The 23,455-nt window shown below is 72.6% G+C and carries 22 protein-coding genes; 10 read left to right on the forward strand and 12 right to left on the reverse strand.

Going from position 1 to position 23,455, the window contains the following annotated elements; translation table 11 throughout:
* Nucleotides 1–122 precede the first annotated feature (122 nt).
* Both ACZ4IF_RS06135 and ACZ4IF_RS06140 read right to left on the reverse strand, forming a co-directional pair.
* The gene (locus ACZ4IF_RS06135; RefSeq protein ID WP_467560014.1) at nucleotides 123–956 is read right to left on the reverse strand and encodes an alpha/beta fold hydrolase; all 834 of its coding nucleotides are present in this window, start codon (nucleotides 954–956) and stop codon (nucleotides 123–125) included.
* A 129-nt stretch (nucleotides 957–1,085) separates the two neighbouring features.
* Nucleotides 1,086–2,384, reverse strand: coding sequence for an ROK family transcriptional regulator (locus ACZ4IF_RS06140; RefSeq protein WP_467560016.1), 1,299 nt, complete (start codon nucleotides 2,382–2,384; stop codon nucleotides 1,086–1,088).
* Nucleotides 2,385–2,552: 168 nt separating this feature from the next.
* Between ACZ4IF_RS06140 and ACZ4IF_RS06145 the strand changes: the two genes are divergently transcribed.
* The 4 genes from ACZ4IF_RS06145 to ACZ4IF_RS06160 are packed head-to-tail and all read left to right on the forward strand — an operon-like array spanning nucleotide 2,553 to nucleotide 7,135.
* Entirely contained in the window at nucleotides 2,553–3,869 is a 1,317-nt protein-coding gene (locus ACZ4IF_RS06145) for an ABC transporter substrate-binding protein (RefSeq protein ID WP_467560018.1), read from the forward strand.
* A 14-nt stretch (nucleotides 3,870–3,883) separates the two neighbouring features.
* Nucleotides 3,884–4,882 (forward strand): carbohydrate ABC transporter permease, encoded by a 999-nt coding sequence (locus tag ACZ4IF_RS06150; protein WP_095938108.1) that lies wholly within the window; start codon nucleotides 3,884–3,886, stop codon nucleotides 4,880–4,882.
* Complete coding sequence (locus ACZ4IF_RS06155) at nucleotides 4,875–5,747, forward strand: carbohydrate ABC transporter permease (RefSeq protein WP_078628812.1); 873 nt, start codon at nucleotides 4,875–4,877, stop codon at nucleotides 5,745–5,747. The genes ACZ4IF_RS06150 and ACZ4IF_RS06155 overlap by 8 nt, the downstream gene beginning before the upstream one ends.
* A 29-nt stretch (nucleotides 5,748–5,776) precedes the next feature.
* Entirely contained in the window at nucleotides 5,777–7,135 is a 1,359-nt protein-coding gene (locus tag ACZ4IF_RS06160) for a GH1 family beta-glucosidase (RefSeq protein ID WP_467560022.1), read from the forward strand.
* 48 nt (nucleotides 7,136–7,183) lie between these two features.
* Here the strand turns inward: ACZ4IF_RS06160 and ACZ4IF_RS06165 are convergent, their stop codons facing one another.
* Together ACZ4IF_RS06165 and ACZ4IF_RS06170 are read right to left on the reverse strand one after the other, a co-directional pair.
* Nucleotides 7,184–8,146, reverse strand: a complete 963-nt coding sequence (locus ACZ4IF_RS06165) for a phosphotransferase family protein (protein ID WP_467561083.1) — start codon at nucleotides 8,144–8,146, stop codon at nucleotides 7,184–7,186.
* A 124-nt stretch (nucleotides 8,147–8,270) separates the two neighbouring features.
* Nucleotides 8,271–9,218 carry a DUF3626 domain-containing protein gene (locus ACZ4IF_RS06170; RefSeq protein ID WP_467560024.1) on the reverse strand — a complete coding sequence of 316 codons (948 nt, stop codon included), beginning with the start codon at nucleotides 9,216–9,218 and terminating at the stop codon, nucleotides 8,271–8,273.
* An 84-nt stretch (nucleotides 9,219–9,302) separates the two neighbouring features.
* On the opposite strand from ACZ4IF_RS06170, the gene ACZ4IF_RS06175 reads away from it, so the two are divergent.
* On the forward strand, nucleotides 9,303–9,797 hold the full coding sequence (locus tag ACZ4IF_RS06175; RefSeq protein ID WP_467560026.1) for an FBP domain-containing protein: 495 nt from the start codon (nucleotides 9,303–9,305) through the stop codon (nucleotides 9,795–9,797).
* Nucleotides 9,798–9,804: 7 nt separating this feature from the next.
* Here the strand turns inward: ACZ4IF_RS06175 and ACZ4IF_RS06180 are convergent, their stop codons facing one another.
* Entirely contained in the window at nucleotides 9,805–10,146 is a 342-nt protein-coding gene (locus tag ACZ4IF_RS06180; protein WP_467560028.1) for a helix-turn-helix transcriptional regulator, read from the reverse strand.
* Nucleotides 10,147–10,360: 214 nt separating this feature from the next.
* The gene (locus tag ACZ4IF_RS06185) at nucleotides 10,361–10,957 is read right to left on the reverse strand and encodes a TIGR03086 family metal-binding protein (RefSeq protein ID WP_467560030.1); all 597 of its coding nucleotides are present in this window, start codon (nucleotides 10,955–10,957) and stop codon (nucleotides 10,361–10,363) included.
* A 114-nt stretch (nucleotides 10,958–11,071) separates the two neighbouring features.
* Here ACZ4IF_RS06185 and ACZ4IF_RS06190 point away from each other — a divergent pair, with 114 nt between their 5' ends.
* The 3 genes from ACZ4IF_RS06190 to ACZ4IF_RS06200 all read left to right on the forward strand — a co-directional run bounded on the left by ACZ4IF_RS06190 (nucleotide 11,072) and on the right by ACZ4IF_RS06200 (nucleotide 14,824).
* Entirely contained in the window at nucleotides 11,072–12,334 is a 1,263-nt protein-coding gene (locus tag ACZ4IF_RS06190) for an aromatic acid exporter family protein (protein ID WP_467560032.1), read from the forward strand.
* Nucleotides 12,335–12,399: 65 nt separating this feature from the next.
* Nucleotides 12,400–13,458, forward strand: a complete 1,059-nt coding sequence (locus ACZ4IF_RS06195; RefSeq protein WP_467560034.1) for a hypothetical protein — start codon at nucleotides 12,400–12,402, stop codon at nucleotides 13,456–13,458.
* A gap of 124 nt (nucleotides 13,459–13,582) precedes the next feature.
* On the forward strand, nucleotides 13,583–14,824 hold the full coding sequence (locus ACZ4IF_RS06200; RefSeq protein WP_467560036.1) for a lactonase family protein: 1,242 nt from the start codon (nucleotides 13,583–13,585) through the stop codon (nucleotides 14,822–14,824).
* Here ACZ4IF_RS06200 and ACZ4IF_RS06205 read toward each other — a convergent pair.
* Both ACZ4IF_RS06205 and ACZ4IF_RS06210 read right to left on the reverse strand, forming a co-directional pair.
* Nucleotides 14,792–15,517 carry a DUF2470 domain-containing protein gene (locus tag ACZ4IF_RS06205; RefSeq protein WP_467560037.1) on the reverse strand — a complete coding sequence of 242 codons (726 nt, stop codon included), beginning with the start codon at nucleotides 15,515–15,517 and terminating at the stop codon, nucleotides 14,792–14,794. The genes ACZ4IF_RS06200 and ACZ4IF_RS06205 overlap by 33 nt on opposite strands.
* A gap of 118 nt (nucleotides 15,518–15,635) precedes the next feature.
* On the reverse strand, nucleotides 15,636–16,244 hold the full coding sequence (locus tag ACZ4IF_RS06210) for a TetR/AcrR family transcriptional regulator (protein ID WP_467560039.1): 609 nt from the start codon (nucleotides 16,242–16,244) through the stop codon (nucleotides 15,636–15,638).
* A 107-nt stretch (nucleotides 16,245–16,351) separates the two neighbouring features.
* Here ACZ4IF_RS06210 and ACZ4IF_RS06215 point away from each other — a divergent pair, with 107 nt between their 5' ends.
* On the forward strand, nucleotides 16,352–17,842 hold the full coding sequence (locus ACZ4IF_RS06215) for a cytochrome P450 (protein ID WP_467560041.1): 1,491 nt from the start codon (nucleotides 16,352–16,354) through the stop codon (nucleotides 17,840–17,842).
* On the opposite strand, the gene ACZ4IF_RS06220 is transcribed toward ACZ4IF_RS06215, so the two are convergent.
* On the reverse strand, nucleotides 17,804–18,652 hold the full coding sequence (locus tag ACZ4IF_RS06220) for a pentapeptide repeat-containing protein (RefSeq protein ID WP_467560043.1): 849 nt from the start codon (nucleotides 18,650–18,652) through the stop codon (nucleotides 17,804–17,806). The two genes, ACZ4IF_RS06215 and ACZ4IF_RS06220, sit on opposite strands and share 39 nt — an antisense overlap.
* 215 nt (nucleotides 18,653–18,867) lie before the next feature.
* Here ACZ4IF_RS06220 and ACZ4IF_RS06225 point away from each other — a divergent pair, with 215 nt between their 5' ends.
* On the forward strand, nucleotides 18,868–19,743 hold the full coding sequence (locus tag ACZ4IF_RS06225) for an SDR family oxidoreductase (protein WP_467560045.1): 876 nt from the start codon (nucleotides 18,868–18,870) through the stop codon (nucleotides 19,741–19,743).
* A 17-nt stretch (nucleotides 19,744–19,760) separates the two neighbouring features.
* Here the strand turns inward: ACZ4IF_RS06225 and ACZ4IF_RS06230 are convergent, their stop codons facing one another.
* The 3 genes from ACZ4IF_RS06230 to ACZ4IF_RS06240 form a co-directional block, all read right to left on the reverse strand.
* Entirely contained in the window at nucleotides 19,761–20,597 is an 837-nt protein-coding gene (locus tag ACZ4IF_RS06230) for an enoyl-CoA hydratase/isomerase family protein (RefSeq protein ID WP_095938094.1), read from the reverse strand.
* 65 nt (nucleotides 20,598–20,662) lie between these two features.
* Complete coding sequence (locus ACZ4IF_RS06235; protein ID WP_467560047.1) at nucleotides 20,663–21,964, reverse strand: alpha/beta fold hydrolase; 1,302 nt, start codon at nucleotides 21,962–21,964, stop codon at nucleotides 20,663–20,665.
* 155 nt (nucleotides 21,965–22,119) lie between these two features.
* A complete protein-coding gene (locus ACZ4IF_RS06240) occupies nucleotides 22,120–23,139 on the reverse strand; it encodes a LacI family DNA-binding transcriptional regulator (RefSeq protein ID WP_432188834.1) in 1,020 nt (339 codons plus the stop codon).
* Nucleotides 23,140–23,455 lie beyond the last annotated feature (316 nt).

Consider the following 23,455-nt stretch of genomic DNA (forward strand, 5'->3'; position numbering starts at 1 on the left):
GCGGCCGGCCGGCGGGTGGGGGGGGGGGGGGGGCGGGGGGCGCGGGGGGGGGGGGCGGGGGCGGCCCCCCCCCGGGGGGGGGGCGCCCCCCGGGGGGGGGGGGGCCCCCGCGCCCCGAAGGCTCAGCGGCCTTCCGCGAACTCCCGGAGGTCCGCGGTCAGTTGCTCGCGGTGTGTGGCGAACAGCCCGTGGCCCGCGTTCTCGTAGACCTTGAAGGTGCTGTCGGGCGCGAGTTCCGCCGCACGACGGCCGGTCAGCTCGATGGGGGCCGACGCGTCGTGGGTGCCGTGGACGACGAGGACGGGCAGATCGAGCTTGGCGATCTCGGGCGCCACGTTCAGGGTGACGACGAGGTCGCCCAGCGCCGCCCCGGCGCGGGCCGTCGCCCCGTGGCAGCGGTCGACCATCGACTGCACATAGGCCTCGGAGAGTTCGTTGCCGGGCAGGTCGAGGGCGAAGAACGCGCGGGCGCCGTCCGCGAAGAAGGCGGCCCGGTCGCGGCGGAACTCCGCGTTGCCCGCCTCGACGAGCGCCGGGGCGACTCCCGCCGGATGGTCGCTGGAGCGTGCGGGCCCCGGCGCCATGCCCGCCACGAGCGCCACCCTGGCGACCCGCGCGGCGCCGTGCCGGGTGAGGCAGCGCACGACCTCGGCGGTGCCCAGCGAGTGCCCGACCAGCGTCACCTGCCGCAGGTCGAGACGGCGCAGCAGCCCGTCCACGTCGTCGGCGAGGCTGTCCAGGTCGAAGCCGCCCCACACGTCGTCGGAGCGGCCGTGTCCGCGCCGGTCGAACCCGACGCACCGGAACCCGGCCTCGGCCAGCGGCAGCATCTGGTACTCCCACATCTCGGTGCCGAAGTAGGAGCTGTTGACGAAGACGATCACCTGTCCGGAGGCCGGACCGTAGTCGACGAAGTGCAGCCGGGTGCCATCGACGGGGCTCTCGAAGTACGGCATGGGAGTCCTCCCGGAATCCAGGTGGGTGACGGGCGGTGCGCTGTGCCCTTCATGGTTCCGGGAGTACACGGGCGGGTCGATTACCTCTGGGGTCATGGCCTTCGGAGCACGGGGTTCCGTCGCCGGCGATCACTGCGGGGCGCGCTCCTCCAGGGCGGTGCGCCACGCGGGCGACGGGCCCTGCCGGACGGGCTCGGCACGCCGTCCGCCCCGTGCGAAGAAGTCGGCGAGGGGCAGGATCGCGGCGCCGACGGTGACGGCGTCCGGGCCGAGTTTGCCGAGGTCGATGGTGACGCGTTCGGCGGGGTAGCGCAGGGAGTAGGAGGCCGCGTACCGGCGGACGGCCGGCAGGAAGCGGGAACCGAGCTGGAGGCCTGCCCAGCCGCCGATGAGGATGCGCTCGGGCTGGAACAGGTTGATGAGGTCCGAGAGACCGGCGCCGAGGTACTCGGCGGTCTCCTCCAGGACGGCGAGGGCCACGGGGTCGGGCGTGGTGTCCTCGGCGTCCTCGGGGGGATAGGCCGCGGCGAGCATCGCGGTGAGCGCGGTCTCCTCGTCGGTGTCCTCCGGAGGACGGCCGCCCTCCTCGCGCCAGCGGTCCAGGAGTGCCTCCGCGCCCGCGTACGCCTCGAGACAGCCGAGCGCTCCGCAGCGGCAGCGGCGTCCCCGGACCCGTACCGTCAGATGACCCCATTCGACGGACCGGCCGTTGTCCACCTCTTCCGTGGCGAGGCAGGCGCCGACACCCGAGCCGAAGAGGACGACGACCGCGTTGCGGGCGCCGCGCCCGGCGCCGAACCACATCTCCGCCTGGCCGAGGGTCCTGGCTCCGTTGTCCGCGAAGTACGGGACGGTGTCGGGGAGTTCGCAGGTGGCGCGGAGCAGGGATTCGAGCGGGACGGCGTCCCAGCCGATCGTCTGGCCGTGCACCACGGCTCCGCGGTCCGGGGTGCGGGCGACGATGCCGGGGACGCCGATACCGACGCCGAGGAGCTGCTCCGGCGCGATGTCGGTCGCGGCGAGCACCTCGGCGATGCCGTCGCGGATGTGGCCGACGATAACCTCCACGTCGTAGCCCTGGCGCTCCAACGGTCTTTCGGTGCGCGCGAGTTCAGTGAGGGTGAGGTCGAAGAGCTCGACGCGGACACGGGTCTCGCCGACATCGACGCCGATCATGTGGCCGCTGCCGGGCGCGACGCGCAGCAGGGTCCTGGGGCGGCCGCCGTCGGAGTCGACGCTGCCGGCCTCCTCGACCAGTCCGTCGGCGACGAGTTCGGCGACCACGTTGCTGATGGAACCGGAACTCAGCCCGGTGGCCGGGCCCAGTTCGTAGCGGCTCATCGGCCCGTCGAAATACAACCGTTGTAGTACGGCGGTGCGATTGCCCCGCCGCAGGTCACGCACTGTGCGCCCGTTCCGCCCCGCCATGAGATTCCCTTCCGGCCTGCCCGACCTGCAAGATACCCCTGCGCGATCCCTTGACGCGACTTTCTTCCGGGTCTTAACTCACGTCCTAAATTAAGCCATGAGGGGCGTTCGAGAAGTGAACGCGGGCGCCCCTTGTGCCATCCCTCCGGGAAAGGGACACAAGCAGCCATGCGCAGAATCCGAGCCGCGGCCGCCGGTGCGGTCACCATCTCCCTGCTGACCGCCGCGACCGCCTGTGGCGGCGGCTCGTCGACGAGCGGCGGGTCCAACGACTCCCCCAAGACGCTCACCTACTGGGCCTCCAACCAGGGCGCCAGCATCGCGATCGACAAGAAGGTGCTCCAGCCCGAGCTCGACAAGTTCCAGAAGCAGACCGGGATCAAGGTGAAACTGGAGGTCGTCCCCTGGTCCGACCTGCTGAACCGCATCCTCACCGCGACCACCTCCGGTCAGGGCCCGGACGTCCTGAACATAGGCAACACCTGGAGCGCCTCCCTCCAGGCCACCGGAGCCCTGCTGCCGTGGGACGCGAAGAACTTCGGCAAGATCGGCGGCAAGGACCGCTTCGTCGACTCGGCCCTCGGCTCGACCGGCGCCCAGGGCAAGGACCCGGCCGCGGTGCCGCTGTACTCGATGGCATACGCCCTCTACTACAACAAGAAGATGTTCGCCGACGCGGGCATCGCCAAGCCGCCGACGACCTGGGACGAGCTCATCGCCGACGGCAAGAAGCTCTCCAAGGGCGGCAAGTGGGGGCTGGGCGCCGAGGGCTCCAACCCGTCCGAGAACATCCACCACGCCTTCGTCTTCGCCAAGCAGCACGGCGCCGACTTCTTCACCGCGGACGGCAAGGCCGACTTCACCAACGACGGCGTGGTCGCGGCGGTCAAGCAGTACGTCGGCCTGATGGCGAAGGACAAGATCATCGCCCCGGGCAACGCCGAGTACGCGCAGAACCAGTCCGTGGCCGACTTCGCCAAGGGCAAGAACGCGATGCTGCTGTGGCAGTCCGCCTCCGCCAACCTCAAGTCGCAGGGCATGAGCGAGGACTCGTACGGCATCGCCCCGGTGCCCGTGCAGTCCGGCACCCCCGGCACCGGCGCGAACGTCAACTCGATGGTCGCGGGCATCAACCTGGCCGTCTTCAAGAACACCGACAACCTCGACGGTGCCACGAAGTTCGTGAAGTTCATGACCAGCGACGCCGAGCAGAAGATCCTCAACACGGCGTACAGCTCCATCCCGCCGGTCAAGGCCGCGCAGTCCGACGCCACGTTCAACACCCCGTCGAACGCGGTCCTGAAGGACACCCTGGCGCAGAGTGCCGCCGCGCTGCCGCAGGTCGCCGACGAGTCCCAGTTCGAGACCGCCGTCGGCACGGCGATCAAGGAGCTGTTCGCCGACGCGGCCGCCGGCCGTCCGGTGACCGAGGCCTCGGTGAAGGCCAAGCTCGACAAGGCCCAGCAGCAGATGCCGAAGAAGTGAGTGCGAGCACCCACATGACCACCACGACCGCCACCGCAGAGGCGGCCGAGCGGACGGTGCGCAAGAACTCCCCCGGTGCGGCACGCGGCCCGCGCCGCACCGGGCGGATCCGTCGCATCGGGCTGCCGTACCTGCTGCTTCTTCCCGCCCTGGTCCTCGAACTCCTGGTCCACCTGGTGCCGATGGTCATCGGCATCGTGATGAGCTTCAAGGAGCTCACGCAGTTCTACATCCGCGACTGGGGCACCGCGCCCTGGTCCGGCCTCGACAACTACAAGGTGTCGGTCGACTTCGACGCGCCCGTGGGCAAGGCGCTGCTCGACTCGTTCTTCGTCACCGTCACCTTCACGCTGCTGTCGGTCGGCCTGTGCTGGCTGATCGGAACGGCGGCCGCGATCTACATGCAGGGCACCTTCCGCGGCCGGGGCCTGCTGCGCGCGCTGTTCCTCATCCCGTACGCGCTGCCCGTGTACACGGCCGTGATCACCTGGGTGTTCATGTTCCAGCACGACAACGGCCTGGTGAACCACGTCCTGCACGACCAGCTGCACCTCACCGACAAGCCGTCCTTCTGGCTCATCGGCGACAACAGCTTCATCGCCCTGCTCACCGTGTCGGTGTGGAAGGGCTGGCCGTTCGCCTTCCTGATCGTGATGGCCGGCCTCCAGAACATCCCGCAGGAGCTCTACGAGGCGGCGGCCCTGGACGGCGCGGGCATGTGGCAGCAGATCCGCCGCATCACCCTGCCGTCGCTCCGCCCGGTCAACCAGGTGCTGGTGCTGGTGCTGTTCCTGTGGACGTTCAACGACTTCAACACGCCGTACGTCCTCTTCGGCAAGACCGCCCCGGAGGCGGCGGACCTCATATCGGTCCACATCTACCAGGCGTCGTTCGTCACCTGGAACTTCGGCACCGGCTCCGCCATGTCCGTCCTGCTGCTGCTGTTCCTGCTGGTCGTGACGGGTGTCTACCTCCTGCTGACCTCCCGAGGAAGGAAGACGGCCGATGTCTAGCACCGTGACCCGCAGCCGCTCCCCGATGGCGCCGCCCCGGTCCTTCCTCTGGTCCCGGCGGATCTTCCTCACGCTGCTCACCGGTTTCGTCCTGGTGCCGGTGTACGTGATGGTCTCCAGCTCGCTGAAGCCCCTCGCGGACGTCTCGGGGAAGTTCCGCTGGATCCCCAGCGGGCTGACGATCCGCCCGTACATCGACATCTGGTCGACGGTGCCGCTCGCGAAGTACTTCATGAACTCGCTGATCGTGGCGGGCGCCGCGACGGTGTGCTCGGTGGTGATCGCGGTCTTCTCCGCGTACGCCGTGAGCCGCTACTCGTTCCGCGGCAAGCGCGTCTTCACGGTCACCGTGCTGTCGACCCAGATGTTCCCCGGCATCCTCTTCCTGCTGCCGCTGTTCCTCCTCTACGTCAACATCGGCAACGCCACCGGCATCGCCCTGTTCGGGTCGCGCGGCGGGCTGATCCTGACGTACCTCACCTTCTCGCTGCCGTTCTCGATCTGGATGCTCATCGGGTACTTCGACTCGGTGCCGCGCGACCTCGACGAGGCGGCCCTGGTGGACGGCTGCGGACCGCTCGGGGCACTGTTCCGGGTCGTCGTGCCGGCCGCGATCCCCGGCATCGTCGCGGTCGCCGTCTACGCCTTCATGACCGCGTGGGGCGAAGTGCTGTTCGCCTCCGTGATGACCAACGACGCCACCCGCACGCTCGCCGTCGGGCTCCAGGGCTATTCCACGCTCAACGACGTGTACTGGAACCAGATCATGGCCGCCTCGCTGGTCGTCAGCGTCCCCGTGGTCGCCGGCTTCCTGCTCCTGCAGCGCTATCTCGTCGCCGGGCTGACGGCCGGTGCCGTCAAGTGACCGACTTCCCCCGTTCCGAGAGGACTTCCGTGACCATCGACCTCGCCGCTCTCCCGCACGACTTCCTGTGGGGCACGGCCACATCGGCGTACCAGATCGAGGGAGCCGTGACGGAGGACGGCCGTTCGCCGTCGATCTGGGACACCTTCTCGCACACGCCCGGCAAGATCGACAACGGCGACGACGGGGACACCGCCTGCGACCACTACCACCGCTGGCGCGAGGACATCGAGCTGATGCGCCGGCTCGGCACCAACGCCTACCGGCTGTCCGTCGCCTGGCCGCGCGTGGTGCCGGGCGGTGACGGCCCCGTCAACCCGAAGGGCCTCGACTTCTACGACGCCCTGATCGACGGCCTGCTGGAGGCGGGCATCACCCCGTCGGTGACCCTCTACCACTGGGATCTGCCGCAGGTGCTCCAGGACCGGGGCGGCTGGTCCGCGCGGGACACGGCACTGCACTTCGCGTCGTACGCGGCCGTCGTCGCGGAGCGGCTGGGCGACCGCGTGAAGCACTGGACCACGCTCAACGAGCCGCTGTGCTCGGCCTGGATCGGGCACCTGGAGGGCCGGATGGCCCCGGGCCTGACCGACCTGGCGGTCGCGGTGCGGGCCTCGTACCACCTGCTGCTGGGCCACGGCCTCGCCACCCAGGCCGTCCGCGCCGCCGTCCCCGGCGCCGAGATCGGCATCGTGAACAACCTGGCGAGCGTCGAGCCGGCCACCGACCGTCCCGAGGACGTCGCGGCGGCACACCGTCTGGACGGGCACACCAACCGCTGGTGGCTGGACCCGGTCCACGGCCGCGGCTTCCCCACCGACATGCGCGAGGTGTACGGAGTCGAGCTGCCCGAGCAGCCGGGCGACCTGGAGACGATGGCGGCGCCGCTGGACTGGCTGGGCCTCAACTACTACTTCCCGTCCACCGTCGCCGACGACCCCACCGGGCCCGCGCCGCGGGTCCGCACGGTCCGCCGTCTCGGCGTGCACCGCACGGGCATGGACTGGGAGGTCGAGGCCGACGGCATCGAGCGTCTGCTGCTCCGCCTGACGGAGGACTACGGCGCGCGCAAGCTGTACGTCACGGAGAACGGCTCCGCCTACCCCGACGTGGTGCGCGCCGACGGGACGGTCGACGACCCCGAGCGCGTCGCGTACCTGGAGCAGCATCTCGCCGCCTGCGCCTCCGCGGTCCGCAAGGGCGTTCCGCTCGCGGGCTACTTCGCCTGGTCGCTGCTCGACAACTTCGAGTGGGCGTACGGGTACGACAAGCGCTTCGGCCTCGTGCACGTCGACTACCAGACCCAGCGGCGCACGGTGAAGGGAAGCGGGCACCGCTACGCGGAGATCATCCGCGCGCACGGGGGAAGGGGGCGCAGCGCGGCGTAGGGCCTGTCCGTCCGTGCCCGGCGTCGACCGCCGGGCGGGCGGGAACGGTCACAGGGCCTGGCACGCCTCGTCGAGGGCGGCGGTCAGCTGCGGCGCCACGCCCTCGCGCACCCGGGCGACCTGTGCGTCACCGGCCGCGCGAGGCACCGTCTCCACGAGCATGATGAGGTAGAGGTAGCTGCGGTAGAGGGCCAGGCGCCGCCGTGTCCCGGCGTCGAACACGACCCGCCCGCCGGCTTCTTGATAGCCCATCAGGAAGTGCGGGTCGCGCTCGATGTCGTCGAGCAGGGCGAGGGAGACGAAGTCGGCGAGCGGGTCGCCCCAGAACATGCGCTCCCCGTCGATCAGCCCGCCGACACGTGGGCCGGCCTCCGTGCGCGCCACGAGGATGTTGCCCCGCCACAGGTCGAAGTGGACGAGGCGGGGGACGGTGACCTCGTCCAGCAGGTCGTAGGCGGCCTTCGCCGTCCTGGCCACCTCGTCCACCGGCCGGGGCAGCCAGGCGCGGAAGCGGCGGGCGTCGTCGAGCACGGCCTCGTACATGGCGGTGAAGGCGGTACGCCAGTCGCCGGACAGCGGGCCGAGCGCGCCGGACGGGTAGCCGAACCCGGGGCCGGTCACCGCGTGCAGACGGGCCACCAGCCCGCCCAACTCCCGCCGCAGCAGGGCCTCCTCGCCCTCGAGCAGGTCGCCCCACGCGGCGCCCGGGCAGTGCGTGAGGAGGAGATGTGCGTCGAAAAGGGGGCCGACGACACGGGGCACGGGAACGCCGGTCGCCGCCGCCGCACGGCAGAACTCCGCCTCGGAGACGACGAGCCGCCGTTCGTGGCTCAGGCCCGGGGCCGTGGCCGGCGGCGGGAACTTCACCACGTAGCGGCCGCCGTCGGTGAGACGCAGTTCCTCGACCTCGTTGTACGTCCCGCCCGTGAGGGTCCGGCGACCGGCGAGCAGGCCGGGCGCGAGGCCCGCCCCGTCGAGGACCTGCCGCGCCCGCTCCCAGCCGTCCACCACTGCCACCGGGGCCCCCCTCGTCGTCCGTGGGCCCCACTCTGCCAGGTGGGCCCGACGGCCTGAAACCCCTTTCTCCGGGGCCGGCCACACGCCTCGCTCCGGGCCACGGCGCGGTCGCCCGTCGTCAGCGCCGATCGCCGGGACTCTCCGGCGCGGTCGCCGGTACGGGGCCTGCCGTCCGCACACCTGGCGCGCCGACGACCGGTGCGCGGCCGTCCACCGACGTGCCCGCGCCCTCCGGAGCGCCGAAGCGGGCGAGGCAGTGCCACACCTTCTTCAGGTCCTGCGCCTCGTGCCGGCCCGAGCGGGCTGCGTCGCCGATGATCCGCGGATCGAGTCGTCCGTCCTCGGCGATGCGCGCGCCCAGTTCGACGAACTCCGGGCCGCGGAAGCCGGGGTGGCGCCGCAGTTCCTCGACGGTGAGCCGGTATCCGGGGTGGAACTCGACCGGGCACGGGAGCCGCCGGGCGGCCGCCTCGACGGGGGTGCCCCGGAAGGAGGCGTCGAGGACGAGTGCTTCCATGTCCCGGTCCAGCAGGACCGGACCGTGCACATGGGCCTCGATGTAGTCGTCGAGCGCGTCGCGGCTGTCCGCCTCGGCCAGTTCGACGAGGTCCATGCCGGCCGCCACACCGAACGCGGCCGGTTCGGCCGCGCTGTCGGGGTAGCAGAAGGTGGCGCGGCGCAGCGCTTCGCCGGTCATCCGGAAGTGCGAGGAGCCGAACCGGGGTGAGGCGCCGACCAGTTGGCGGCGGAAGTTCAGCCCGCCGTAGACCGGGCGCTCCTGCGGGGGCGCGGTGTCGTAGGCGCGGGCGAAGATCCTGCTCTCCCAGAGCCACCGGTCACCGCCCGGGTGCGCGGTCAGACCGCCGTTGCTGGTGCCGGTCACGAACTGGGAGCGGTACGAGCCGTCCCGGGCCATCGCGGTGAGGACCGGGACGCCGCCCACCAGCCGGTCCGGGTGGAAGTTCAGGGTCACCCGCAGCGCCGGGTCGACGGCCGGGCCGCTCGAGCGGGCCGCGACGTGGCGCAGGGCCCGTTCCTGCGGTGAGCGGCCGTTCTCGAAATGCATTGGTTCTCCCCCACGGGGCTAGGTAGCTTAGGACTCTACCTAGTGCCTCTAGGTTCAGTGTTTCCGCCCTGGAAGGACTCCCCCATGAGATCACTCACCGAGCAGGACATACGCACCTCGTTCGTCAACTGCTCCAAGGGGGAGGCGAACCGCCTCGCCACTCCCCGGAACCTCGACGAACTCCCCTGGGACGAGCTGGACTTCCTGGGCTGGCGAGATCCCGGGGCGCCCGACCGCAGCCACCTCGTCACCGAGCGGGACGGGGCTCTCGTCGGCATCGCGCTGCGCCGCCCCGCCTCGCGGCACGGCTTCCTGCACCGCAGCATGTGCTCGCTGTGCCTGACGACCCATCCGGGCGGCGGCGTCTCCCTGATGACGGCCCGCAAGGCCGGCGCGGCGGGCCGCGAGGGCAATTCGGTCGGCGTGTACATCTGCACCGACCTGGCCTGCTCCCTCTACGTGCGCGGCAAGAAGCTGCCGCCGTCGGGGACCCGTCTGGAGGAGACCCTCACGGTCGCGGAGCAGATCGCCCGGACCGTGCACAACCTGTCGGCGTTCCTGGACAGGGTCACGGGCTGACACGGCCTCACTCGGCGGCCTGCGGTCCCGTCGCCCGGTCGCCACGATGCGCGTCGTGCCGGGCCAGCAGGGCGAGCAGATCCGTCACGCTCAGACCCGCGTCCGCGGGATGACGCAGGATGGTCCCCGGTTCGATGCGGTAGATGTTGGAGCGCCCCACGCGGGTGCGGGAGAGATAGCCCTCCTGCACCAGATCGGAAATGATCTTCTGGACAGCGCGCTCGGTGAGCCGGCAGCGGGCGGCCATGTCGCGGATACGGGTCCGGGGGTTCTCGGCGATCGCGGCGAGCACGCGCGCATGGTTGGTGAGGAACGTCCACCCCGAGTGCGCCTCCGGTGCTCCATCCATGCCCCCAGGGTAGGGCGATGCATTCACGTATACAAAAGAGTGAAACCCATTTCCGGTATGCGGTGGCAGGAGACGCGCCGCGGGCACGGGGCCCGGGCCGCGGGAGCGCACTACGAAGCCCGGCGGCCGCGAAAGGCCCGGGGCCTCGGGAGCGCACTGCAGAAGCCCCGGGGGGCGCGGCGGCCCGGGACGTCCCTCCCGGGCCGCCGCGGTCTCAGGACGCGGCGGGCGTCCAGTGCGGGTCCCGGCCCAGGAAGGCGAGCAGGGTCTCGGCCCGGCCGGAGCCCTCGGGCACCTCACGCGCGGGGGCGAACACCCCGAACGAGTCGCGCAGATGGCCGACGAGCGACTGCGCCGCGAGCCAGATGCCGTCGGCCACCTCCTCGTCCAGCGGAGCGTCCTGCCCCGTCGCGACGGCTATGTCCCAGGCGTGCACGGCCGCGTCCATGGCGGCCGCCGCGGCGGCCAGGGGCAGCGGCAGCGGCCCCAGCGGGGTCGGCACCTCCGCGGCGTCGGCGGACAGCTGCGCGTAGGCGCCCGCGACCTCGCGCAGCACCTTGTCCAGTGCCCCCTGCGCGTCGGCCGTCAGCCCGTCGACGGGCTGGAAGGGGTCCGACTCCGGCATGCCGGCGCCGGTGATCGCGGCGCCGTAGGCCTGCTGGTCGAGCCGCGCGTGATTGAGGACCTGCCGGGCCGTCCACTCGCTGCACGGCGTGGGCGCTCCCCAGCCGCCCTCCGGCACGGCCGCGGCGACCTCCCGCAGGTAGGTGTGTGCCCGCACGAGCAGTTCGACGCCCTGGACGTTGGTCATTCCGGTCCCCTCCTGGTCCCTCCGGCTGATGACACCAACCTAGGCCCGATTGCGGACAGGTTCGGTCCGCAATCAAGAAGTTCGGCCCACGGGTGGAACGGGAACAGGCCAGAGATGCGAGAGGTACAGGGTGAGTGGGCGGCCGGCGTCGCCCGGATGGTGAAGCGGCGACGGGAGCCGGTGGTTCTGCAGACCTTGCGGTCGACCGCCGCGGCGACCATCGCGTACGTCGTGGCCCTGCACCTCAGTCCCGAGCCCGCGCCGCTCACCGCGCCCCTCACCGCCCTGCTGGTCGTCCAGGTGACCCTGTACTCCACGATCACCACCGGCGTCCGGCGGGTGAACTCGGTGGTGGCGGGCGTCGTCATCGCGATCGGCTTCAGCAGCCTGGTGGGGCTGACCTGGTGGAGCCTGGGTCTGATCATCCTCGCCTCGCTGATCGCCGGGCACCTCGTCCGGGTCAGCGAGTTCGTGCCCGAAGTGGCGATCAGCGCGATGCTGGTCCTCGGCGTGACCAGGGTGGGCGACACCGCGTGGGCCCGCGTCGTCGAGACGCTGATCGGTGCCGTCGTGGGACTCGGCGCCAACCTCGTCTTCCCGCCCCCGGTATGGGTCGGCGCGGCCGGCGAGTCCATCGAGGACCTCGCGCGCCGGATGCGGCAGCTGATGCTGCGTGTCGGCGAGCAGGCGTCGGGCCGCACCCCCTTCCGGCTGGCCGCCGAGCGGCTGCACGAGGCGCGCCGCCTCGATCACGACATCGGCGGGGTGGACGCGGCACTGCGGCAGGCCGAGGACAGTCTGAAGCTCAATCCGCGGGTGCGGGAGGGACTGCTGCACCGGGTGGTGCTGCGCACCGGTCTGGACACCCTGGAGATCTGCACCGTGGTCCTGCGGGTCATCGCGCGCAGCCTCACCGACCTCGCCAAGGAACGTGAGCCGGAACCGCTGTTCGAGCCGCAGGCGGGGGCCGTACTCGAGCAGTTGCTGGCCCAGGTCGCCGACGCCGTCGTCAGCTTCGCCGTGCTGGTGACCAGCGATGTGAGCCGTAGTGCCGCGTCCGCCGAGGAGCGGCTCAGCGCCGAGCTGACCACGGCCGCCTCCACCCGGGACAAGCTGGCGCAGCTGTTCCTCGAGGAGGTGCAGCGGGACGCCCGCCACTGGCAGCTGCACGGCGCGCTCCTGGCCGAGGTCAATCGCCTCATCGACGAGCTGGACACCGAGCACCGCACCCGAAGGCTTCTGGAGGAGCTGGACCGCTGCGCACGCGAACAGCGTGAGCGCCGCCCCCGGCTCACCCGGCTGCGGCAGCGGCTGCACGTGCCGCCGCGGCTGCGCTTCAAGCGGAACCGCCCCGCTGCTTCCCGTCGTTCTAGCTGAGGAGAGCGCGACGACGCCGGTACCGCTCCGGCGCCGGAGCGGTACGACGAGGAGGGGGCGGTCGAATGACCGAGGAAGCCGTACGGATCGACGGGAACACGCTGCGACTGCCGGGCGGGGTGCAGGTGCGGTTCATGCGGACCCTGCGACTGCCCGAGACCGGCACGCACGCCCTGCCCCCGGGGCTCGGCGAGTTCCCGGTGCGGCGCGTCGAGGACTACGCGGACACCGTGCCCGCCGCATGGCGGTCACGCGGCGGGGTGATGCTGCCGGTGTATCTGCGCGAGGCGATGTGGCTGAATTTCGCCGGGTCGTCGGAGCCTGCGGCGTTGCAGGTCGGCGTCGGCAAGGTGTGCGCGATCTCGGGCAAGAGGTGGAGCTCCCGTCTCACGCGGAAGCCGCAGAATTACGTGGTACTCCCACGACAGCCGTGGCTGGACGGGATCAATTCCGGCAAGGGCACGGTCCGCCAGTTCGTGGCGGTGCCGCTGGGTCTGGGGGCCACGGTCGAGGGCCAGGTCACCGGCGAGGAGGTGTGGGGCGGCGTCCAGCTCCAGTCCTTCCCGCTCAATGACGCGGAGCTGGCCGCGTGGCGCGAGGAGGAGCGCCGCCGGGCCCAGGAGCGCAGCTTCATGCCGCCGCCCGGCGGTGGGTACGGCGCCGCCTACCCGATGGCCGCACCGCCGGCGCCGGGCGCGGTTCCCGCCCCCGCGGCGGCCCCGGCGGGGCGTGCGCGCAGCGCCCCGGCGATGGGGCTCGGCGTCGGCGGCTCCATGCGCCAGGAGGTCTACCGTGACGACCGGCCGCTCAAGGCCTGGGCCGAGGAACCGGCGGGGCGCGTCTTCGTCCACCTCGTGACGCCGCCCGAGTGGCGCCGGATCACCGGCGAGGCGGCCCCACCCTCCCCCGTCGACCGCGCCGCCTACACGCGCGCGGGGCTTCCCTGGTTCGACTACTACGACCAGGACGCCGCGGACCTGGCGCCGACGGACGCGCTGGGTTCGGTGCAGCCGGTGGGCGAGTGGCTGGGCGACGACCACGAGCCCTGGCAGCAGCCCTCGCCGCACCAGATCAAGCCGCTCGGCGACGCGCCGGGCAAGCCGGTCGAGGACGGCGACTGGTAGACGCCACGGAGGCACGGGCGGGCGTTGCGCAGTGCGCAACGCGCATTGCCGGTCTTGCATCAGAAGGGTGCCGCACGCCAAGGTGACTGTCACGGCCGAGGCAATCGACACCTGAGGTGCAGGCATGAGCAGTGACGCGCGACCGTCCCCGGGCCAGGGCGGCGGCTGGACCAGGCGCCGCTTCGTGGGTGTGCTCGCGGGCGCCGCCGCCGTGACGACCGTCCCGGCGCCGGCCGCCCCCGGCACAGGGACGACAGGCGCGGCGCCGGCTCCGTCCGCACCCGCGCCGGCCGCCTCACGCTCCCCCGCGCACCGCTCCCGTCCCGGTCCGCGCCCGCTGTTCCTCGGCACCTACACCTCGGTCGACGGCGGCGGCACCGGGATCGGCATCGCCTCCTACGACCCGACGACGGGCCGTGTCACCGGCGCCGGCACGATCACCGGCGTCGGCGATCCGTCGTACCTCGCACTGCACCCCGACCACCGGACGCTGTACGCCGTCGACGAGCGGGACGACGGCGGCGTGACGGCGGTACGGCTGCGCGCGAGCGGTCAGAAGCCCTCGGTGCTGGGCACGCGCTCCACCGGCGGTGCGGGTCCCTGCCACCTGTCCGTGCATCCGAGCGGGCGCTGGCTGCTGAGCGCGAACTACCGGTCGGGCAGCGTGGCCGTGCACCCGATCGACGCCTCGGGGGCCCTCGGTGAGCGCACCGACCTGGTCACACACTCCAGCCCGGCCCCAGGTCCCGGCCAACAGGGCCCGCACGCACACCAGTTCATCACCGGACCGGACGGCGACCACGTGCTCGCCGTCGACCTCGGCACCGACACGGTCTACACCTACCGGCTGGACCGGTCGAAGGGCACCCTCAGCGAGGTGTCGCAGGCACACACGCGGCCGGGCGCGGGCCCGCGCCATCTCACCTTCCATCCGGACGGCCGCCACGCCTATCTCGCCAACGAGGTCGACAACACCGTCGCGGTCTGCGGCTACGACCCGGCCACCGGGCGGCTCACGGTGGGCGATCCGCAGTCCACGGGCACGGGTGAGGGTACGAGTTACCCGGCCCAGGTCCTGGTGACGGCGAACGGGGCGTACGCGTACCTCGCCAACCGCGGCCACAACAGCCTGACGCGCTACGCCGTCGAGGCGGACGGCGGCCGGCTGAGGCTGCTGGACACGGTGCCGGTCGGCGGGGACTTCCCGCGCCACATCGCGTTCTCCCCGGACGAACGGCTGCTGTTCGCGGCGAACCAGCGGTCGGGCACCGTCAGCGTGTTCCAGGTCGACGCCGCGGACGGTGGACTGCGGCTCGCGGGCGAGCCGTTCGCCTCACCGGTCGCCGTCTGCGCGCTGCCGCTGTAGGGAGCGCGGGCAGGAGGCCGAGCTCGCCTGCGTGAGCAGGACGTGCATGCGTTCGGTGAGCTCGGACACGTCGTCCGCGGGGGCGTGGAAGGGCAGGCGGACGTCGCCGCCGCCGCGCGCCCGCTCGATGCGCAGAGTGAGTCCGTGCCGGTCGACGGCGAGCGGCTGGACGCGCACCGCGCCGTGCAGGCTGTCCGGCTCGACCAGCCGGGTCAGCCGCTCGACCGCGTCCGGGTGGGCCTCGGCGAGGTGGGTGAGCAGCCGGGCCTCCGCGGTGGCGAGGGGATCGGGGCGGGCGTCGGCGAACTCGTCGAGGTCGAGCACCACCGTTCCGGACGGGCGGCGCAGCACGGCGCGCGTCGGCCGGAAGGCCAGCTGCCCGTCCTCGGGGGCGCACCATCCGGCGAGCCACAGCCGGGCGCGGATGCGGTTGCGCAGCGGTACGGGACCGGCGTCGGCGAACTCCAGGACGGCGGACGGTTCGCCGCGCGGCGCGCAGATCGCGGCGGCGAGGAGTGCGCTGTCCTCCGGTACGTGCAGGAGCACCCGGCCGTCCGCGGCGACGGTGTGCGCGCCGACGAACTCCTCGCGGCCGCCCTGTGCGGTCACCGCGCAGGACCAGGCCGCGGCGAGCACCGATCGGGCGCATTCCGCCGCGCTGGGCGCGGCCGTCCAGGCGTGAGGGTCACCCATCCATTCCTCCTTAGGTAAGGCTTGCCTAACCTATCGAAGATCCGGGCGTACGCCAACCACGCCTCGCCGTTCCTGGACCGCCCCTCTCCGGGCGCTGCCCCGTCAGGGCCGTGCCGCCTCAGGGATCGATGGCGCCGAGCAGCGCCCGGGCGCACAGGTCACGCACCTGCGCCCGGGTCAGGTCCGCACCCCTGAGCCACTCCAGGCACACGGCCGTGGTGAAGGCCAGCCATCCACGGACGGCGATCCGGAGTTCGGGGCGCTCCTCGGCCGGCCGGCCGAGCTCGGGGTCGGCGGCGAGCGCCGCCAGGATCTGCCGCTCCTGCGCGGCCAGCGCCTGCCGGTAGACCCTGCGCACGGCCTGGTCACCCGCCGCGTCGGCACGATGGAAGGCGCGGAAGCCGTGCGCGTGCTCCTCCACGTAGCCGAGGAAGATGTCGAGGCCCGCGCCGAGCTGCTCGCGCACCGGAACTCCCGGAACGGCCGCGGTCATCCGCAGCATCCGGCCGCTCTCACGCTCGACGACGGCGGCGAAGAAGTCCCGCTTCGTCGGAAAGTAGTGGTACAGCAGTCCGCGCGAGACGCCGGCGATCTCCGCGACCCGCTCGATCCACACGTCGTCGTACGGGCTCTCCGAGAACAGACACGCCCCGACGGACAGGAGCTGCTCGCGACGCTCCTCGGTGCTGAGCCGCCGCCGTGTGCGTTCCCCTTGTTTCCCCGCCATGCCCGCACTGTACTTGACGTCGGTTCAACAACGGGACCAGACTGAATTCCGCTATTGAACCCACGTACAACAGACTCAACCCGTCCCAGGCACAAGGGAGATGGCTGATGGCTCGGACGACGGAGGACGCGCTGCCCAGGGGGTTCCGCAGCGCGGAGCTGGGCTGGCCCGAGCTGCACCGCATCCCCCACCCGCCGCGCCGTGTCCCGCTGGCCGGCGACGTGCTGGGCGTGAGTCCGCGCTCCCCGGTCCAGGACTCCATGCGCTTCGGACACCTGCTCGGGCCGATCTTCCGGCGCAAGATCTTCGGCAAGGAGATCGTCTTCGTCTGGGGCGCGGACCTGGCCGCCGACCTGGCGGACGAGGCACGGTTCGCCAAGCACGTGGGACTGGGCGTCGCGAACCTTCGCCCGGTGGCCGGGGACGGTCTGTTCACCGCCTACAACCACGAGCCCAACTGGCAGCTGGCGCACGACGTCCTCGCCCCCGGCTTCAGCCGCGACGCCATGGAGGGCTACCACCCGATGATGCTGGCCGTCACCGAGCGGCTGACGGACCACTGGGACCGGGAGCAGGTGGCGGGACGCGCGGTGGACGTGCCCGGCGACATGACGAAGCTGACCCTGGAGACGATCGCGCGGACCGGGTTCGGCCACGACTTCGGCTCCTTCGAACGCTCCCGTCCGCACCCCTTCGTGAACGCCATGGTGGGCACGCTGACGTACGCGCAGCGGCTCAACAGCATCCCCGGCCCCCTGGCTCCCCTGCTGCTGCGCGGCGCCGCACGCCGCAACGCGGCGGACATCGCGTATCTCAACCGCACGGTGGACGCGGTCGTCGCGGCCCGTCGGTCCGGCGGCGGTGACGGCGACCTCCTCGACAGGATGCTGGACACCGCCCACCCCGAGACCGGTGAACGGCTGGCGCCGGAGAACATCCGCCGGCAGGTCATCACCTTCCTGGTCGCGGGACACGAGACCACGTCGGGCGCGCTGTCCTTCGCCCTGCACTACCTCGCGCTGCACCCGCAGGTCGCGGCGCGCGCCCGTGCCGAGGTCGACCGCGTCTGGGGCGACACGGACCGGCCCGGCTACGACCAGGTGGCCAAGCTGCGCTATGTCCGCCGCGTCCTGGACGAGGCACTGCGCCTGTGGCCGACGGCACCCGCCTTCGCGCGCGAGGCCCGGCAGGACACCGTGCTCGGTGGCGTCCATCCGATGCGGCAGGGCGCCTGGACACTGGTCCTGACGGCGATGCTGCACCGCGACCCGGACGTGTGGGGTGCCGACGCAGAGCAGTTCGACCCCGACCGCTTCGACGCGAAGGCTGTACGGGCCCGGCCCGCGCACACCTTCAAACCGTTCGGCACCGGGGCGCGGGCCTGCATCGGCCGCCAGTTCGCCCTGCACGAGGCAACGCTGGTCCTCGGGCTGCTGCTGCGCCGCTACGACCTGCTGCCCGACCCCGGATACCGCCTGCGGGTCGCGGAGCGGCTGACGCTGATGCCGCAAGGGCTGCGGCTGCGCCTGGAGCGGCGTGCTCCGGTCCGGCAGGAGGCCTCAGCCGCGGGCGGTCCAGTGGCCCGGGCGGCTGACTGACTCCGGAAGCCTGGTGTCCGCGCTGCCGCGGGCCGCGTTCAGCTGCGGCTGGGTCAGGAAGAACGCGCCGGTCAGGTCGGCGTCCGTGAGGTCGGTGTCCCGCAGGTCGGCGCCGATCAGGTCCGCGCCGCGCAGATCGGCGCCGGTCAGGTCGGCGGCGATGAGGTACGCGCCGCGCAGATCGGCGCCCCGCAGGTCCGCACCCTTGAGGCGGGCGCCCATCAGGTCGGCGCCGCGGCGGTCCTTCTTCCGGCCCCGGCCCACGCCGGCGCGGGCGAGCTCGCTGACCCGCAGCAGGAGCACGTTGACCTCCCGGCGGTGGGCGCCCACGTCCAGGTCCGCCAGCTCCTGCGGGCTCAGACGGGTGAGCCGCTCCGTCTCGTCGAGCGCACGGCGCGCGTCCGCGTGGACCGGCCGGGCGGCGGGGAGCGTCAGGGACTCGCTCAGGTACCACAGGAGTTCGTGGAGCTGCCGGACGACCGGGAACACGTCGAACATCTGCCGGGCGTGCGCCGCGGAGCCCGACCGCCAGTCCTGGCCGCCGAACGTGACCTGGGAGACCTTCTGCCCCGCGCCGAAGCAGTCGTACACCGTGCAACCGGTGAAGCCCTCCTGGCGCAGTCGCGTGTGGATGCCGCAGCGGAAGTCCGTCTTCAGGTTCGGGCAGGGCCTGCCCGCGTCCTTGTCCAGGGCGAAGTCCGCGGAGCGGGAGAACGGCAGGGCGACGCAGCACAGCCCGAAGCACTCGCCGCAGTCGGCCTTGAGCAGTTCCAGCCGCCGCCCGGGGGCCGCTCCCCTGTCTTCTCGCATGCACCCAGCGTACTGAGCCGATCGGACCGCCCTGAACTGGGGCGACGCCCTCCGGAGGGCCACTCGTCCGTCCGGCCGCGGCGCGCCGTCACGGGGCCGAACGCGCCACCGCCCGGCCTCCGCGCGCCGTGACGGGCACCGAGCGCGCCCCGGTCCGGCCGGAAGGCGTTCCCTGTCTCTGGAGATCTGGCGGCGCAGGCGGTATCGAGACGGCCATGGACGACACCTCCCTCCCCGGTCTGCCCGCCCCTCCGCCGCTCGGTGCGAGCGCGCTGCCCCCGGGCACGTACGACGGCTCCCTGGTCCTGGTCACCGGAGGCGGCACGGGCCTGGGCAAGGCGATCGCCGCCGAGTTCGGGCGGCTGGGCGCCGACCTGTTGGTCGTCAGCCGTGGCGAGGAACATCTGCGGGCCGCGCGCGAGGAGTTGACGGCGCTGGGCGCGCGGGTGACGACCGCCGTGTGCGACATCCGGGACGCGGGGCGCGTCGCCGAGGTGTTCGACCTGTGCGGACTGCCCGACGTGCTGGTCAACAACGCGGCGGCCAACTTCCCCGTGCCCGCCGAGGACATGTCGCCCAACGCGTGGCGGGCGGTCGTCGACATCACCCTGACCGGCACGTTCCTCATGACGCGTGAGTTCGGCCGCCGTCATCTCGCCGCGGGCACACCGGGCTCGGTCGTCGACGTGGGTGCGTCGTACGCCTGGACGGGCGGCCCCGGATTCGCGCACAGCGCCGCGGCCAAGGCCGGCGTGAGCGCCCTGGTCCGGACGCTGGCCGTGGAGTGGGGGCCGTACGGGATCCAGATCAACGGACTGGTGCCGGGGCTCATGCCGCACGCGGACATGACCGGGGACATCCGCGGGCCGCTGGACCGGGCCGGCGCGCACGACGCACGCCAGCCGGCGCTCCGGGTCGGCGCGCCGAGGGAGCTCGGCTGGGCGGCGACCTTCCTCGCGTCGCCCTACGCCCGGTTCATCACGGGTCACACCCTGGTGGTGGACGGCGCGAACTGGCAGCGCCGGGAGCTCGTCGGCCCGCCGGTGGTACCGCTGCGGGACCAGTTGGGGCGGGGGCCCTTCACCGGTTGAGCCTGGAGGCGGGACGGTCACTTCCCCTCGAAGCGGACCGTGCGGCGCGCGCCCTTCGCCGCGTACCCCTCGCGGGCGTCCTCGGAGGTGAGGGTGAGCGCCGCCGAGACGGCGGCGCGGTCGAGGGCCGCGGCGAGCCCGGCGTCGGTGTACGCGTCGATGTCGTGCTTCACGCCCTGCACGGCGAGCGGCGCGTTCGCCGCGATCTCTGCGGCGAGGCCGCGGGCGGTCGCCTCCGTCTCGTCGGGCGTGGTGACGAGCTGGACGAGGCGGAGGCGTTCGGCCGTGGCCGCGTCGATCCGGCGTCCCGTCAGCGCGAGGAGTTTCGCCCACCCCGCTCCCGCCTCGCGAGCGATCCGCAGGTCTCCGCCCGCGTCGACCGCGACGCCGAGCCGGGTCTCGGGCAGGGCGAACACCGCGTCGTCGGCGGCGACACGGACGTCCGCCATGAGGGCGAGTTCGAAGCCGAACCCGAGGCAATGGCCGCGGACCGCCGCGACGACCGGCTGCGGCAGGCGGGCGAAGGCCGCGAACCGTTCGTGCGCCCAGCGGATGCCCTCGTAGTAGTTGCGGAACCGCTCGGCGCCGGTGCGGCCGGTGATCGCCCCGCCCGGCGCCGTGACGTCGATGCCCGCGCAGAAGGCCCGGCCCTCGGCCCGCAGCAGAACCACCCGGATCGACTCGTCGAAGCGGATCCGGTCGGCGAACAGGCCCAGCTGGCGGGTGGATTCCCAGCTCCACGCGTTCAGCTTGGCCGGGCGGCAGAGGGTGAGGACGCCGATGCCGTCGTCCTCGACGTCGAGGCGCAGTCGCTCCTCGCCCTCCGGGATGTCCGTGCGCGTGGTGTCGATCACCGTGCCCCCTCGGAACTCCGACGACTCCTGACGGTCTGTCAGAATTCTAGGGGGACCCGGGAATCTCAGACCTCGTCGCGTGCGAGGGCCAGCAGCCGGTCCAGGACGCGCGGCCCGCCCGCCCGCACGCCGTCGTGCTCGAACTCGTCCGTCACCCAGGTCCGCACGCCCCGGACGTCGCGCGCCGTGCGCAGGGAGTGCTCGGCGTCGACGTACATGTCGTCGTGGTAGACCGCCGCGGCGACCGGCACCTCGTTCGCGGCGAGGCGGGCCGGGTCGTACAGCACCGGCCAGTCGGTGCGGGCGGCCAGCTCCTCGGCGGTCTCGCGCAGCGGGCGCAGGGCCGGGTCGGTCTCGAACGTCCAGGGGTGCACGGACTCCCCGGTGAACAGCACCGGGCCGTCGTCCGTGAGGGCCTTGGCCGCGTCGAACTGCGGGAACTCGGCGCGCACCCGCTCGGCGGACCAGGCGGTGGGCCGGTCGCCCTGGGCGTAACAGGCCTCGTGGACAAGCGCGTAGAGGGGGTGTCCGGCGTACGACAGCAGGCTCTGGACGTCCTCCTGGAAGGCGTCGGAGAGCGCCGGGCCCTGCGGGGTGCGGACGAAGGCCTCCTCCAGCAGGTAGTGCAGACGGTGGCTGCCCTCGCTGCCGCCGAGCAGGATGCCGAGCGACTGGAAGGCCTCGACGGTCAGGCGGTAGCCGCCGTTCAGGACCGGTTCGTGCTGGAGCAGGTACTCCGCGATCCGGCGCGCCCGCTCGACGTCCTGCGGGTAGCGCGCGTAGTGCGCGGCGACCTTGCGCTCGATGCGCGGGTACGCCGCCCGGTACACGTCGTCCGCGTGCGCGTCCAGGGAGGGCAGGCCGCCGGTGATGACGGCGGTGCTCAGCCCCTCCGGGGCGGCGGACAGGTAGTGGACCGTGCAGAAGCCGCCGAAGCTCTGGCCGAGGACGGTCCACGGGGCGCCGCCGGTGAGGCGGGGCCGGATGGCCTCGCAGTCGCGGACGATGGAGTCGGCGCGGAAGTGGGCGAGGTAGCCGGCCTGCTCGCGGGGGCCGCCGCGCAGCGGGAGGGTCTGCCGGTTGGCGGGCGTGGAGTGTCCGGTGCCGCGCTGGTCCAGCAGCAGCACCCGGAACTCCTTGAGCGCGCGGCCGAGCCAGGCCTGCTTGCCGATGAAGCGGTTGGCGCCGAAGCCGGGACCGCCCTGGAGGTAGACCAGCCAGGGGAGGTCCTGGTGCGCCTTGTCGCTCGCGACGACCTCGCGGGCGAAGAGCTCGATGCTCTCCCCCGCCGGGTCGTCGTGGTCGAGGGGCACGGCGAAGCGGTGGTCGGTGAGGACCACACCGGGCTGACGGTAGCTGACGGTCAACGGGGCTCCCGAGACGTACGGATTCCAGGCCGTGTCCCAGTTGAGCACATGTTCCTGAGGCGATGGGCCCCGGGATCAAGAAAATCTACTGAACAGCCGCTCAGCCCGCAGCGCCGCGGTACCGCCCGGCGGCACCCCGGCAACTGAACAGCCGCTCAGCGCGCGGAGAGGCTGGAGCGGCGCACGACCAGCTCCGGCTGGAGGACCACACGGCGGTGCTCGTGCGGAGCGGTCTCCGTCTCGATCTCCTCCAGGAGCAGCTCGGCGGCGAGCGCGCCCATGGTCACGGCGGGCTGGCGCACCGAGGTCAGCGGTACGGCCGCGGCGGCGGCGAACTCGATGTCGTCGTAGCCCACGATGGCGAGGTCGTCGGGCACGCCGACGCCCGCCGCGTACATGGCCTGGAGGACGCCGAGGGCGAGCAGGTCGTTGGCGCAGAAGACGGCGGTGGGCCGCTCGGCGAGGCCGAGGAGCCGGGCGCCGGCGTCGCGGCCCGCGGACACGTCGAGGCGTTCGGTGGGCAGCTCGCGCAGGCAGTCGGGGCCCAGTCCCGCCTCCGCCAGGGCGTTCAGGGCGCCCGTGCGGCGGTCCCGCACCTGGTTGAGTCCGGGCGGGCCGCTCACGTACGCGATGGACCGGTGGCCGGCGTCCACGAGGTGCCGTACCGCCAGGGCGCCGCCCGCGACGTCGTCCACCGAGACGGAGCACTCGGTGGTGCCGTCGGCGACCCGGTCGACGAGCACGAACGGGATGCCGTTGCGGCGGAACGCCTCGATGTTGCGCCCGCTCGCGTCGGTCGGCGTCAGCAGCACGCCGCGCACCCGCTGCTCGGCGAAGAGCGACAGGTAGTCGGCCTCCTCGCCGGCGCTCTGCGCGCTGTTGCAGACCATCACGCCGAGCCCGGCGTCGCGCGCGGCGCGCTCCGCGCCGCGCGCGACGTCGACGAAGAACGGGTTGCCCATGTCCAGGACGAGCAGGCCCATGATCCGGCTGCGCCCGGCCCGCAGCTGACGGGCGGATTCGCTGCGCACATAGCCGAGCCGGTCTATGGCGGACAGCACCCGCGCCCGGGTCTCCGAGGCGACCGTGTCGGGGCGGTTGATCACGTTCGAGACCGTGCCGACGGAGACTCCGGCGGCACGGGCGACGTCCTTGATACCCACCGACTGGGCCATCAGGCGGAAACCTCCAGGGAAACGAGAAGCGGCGGGCAGGCCCTCACATTACCCGCGCACGGGCCGGAACCAGTGGTCGTGCGGACAGCCCGACGCCGTGCGGTGCCGCGCCCCGGCCGGGGACCGGGGCGCGGTGACGAGGGCGTGGTCCCGCCGGACCTCTCCCGGTGGACCGGGAAGAGGGGTGCGTCCCGCGGGAGTGCCGTCCCGTCGACGACGGCTGTCCCGTCGGCGACGGCCCCGGCGTGGGTGTCGGACCCTCCGCCGCCGTACGGCGGTGTCCGGTCGGTGCGCCCGAAGGACCGCGGGCCGACCG

Source organism: Streptomyces sp. NPDC025784 (genome assembly GCF_055558435.1).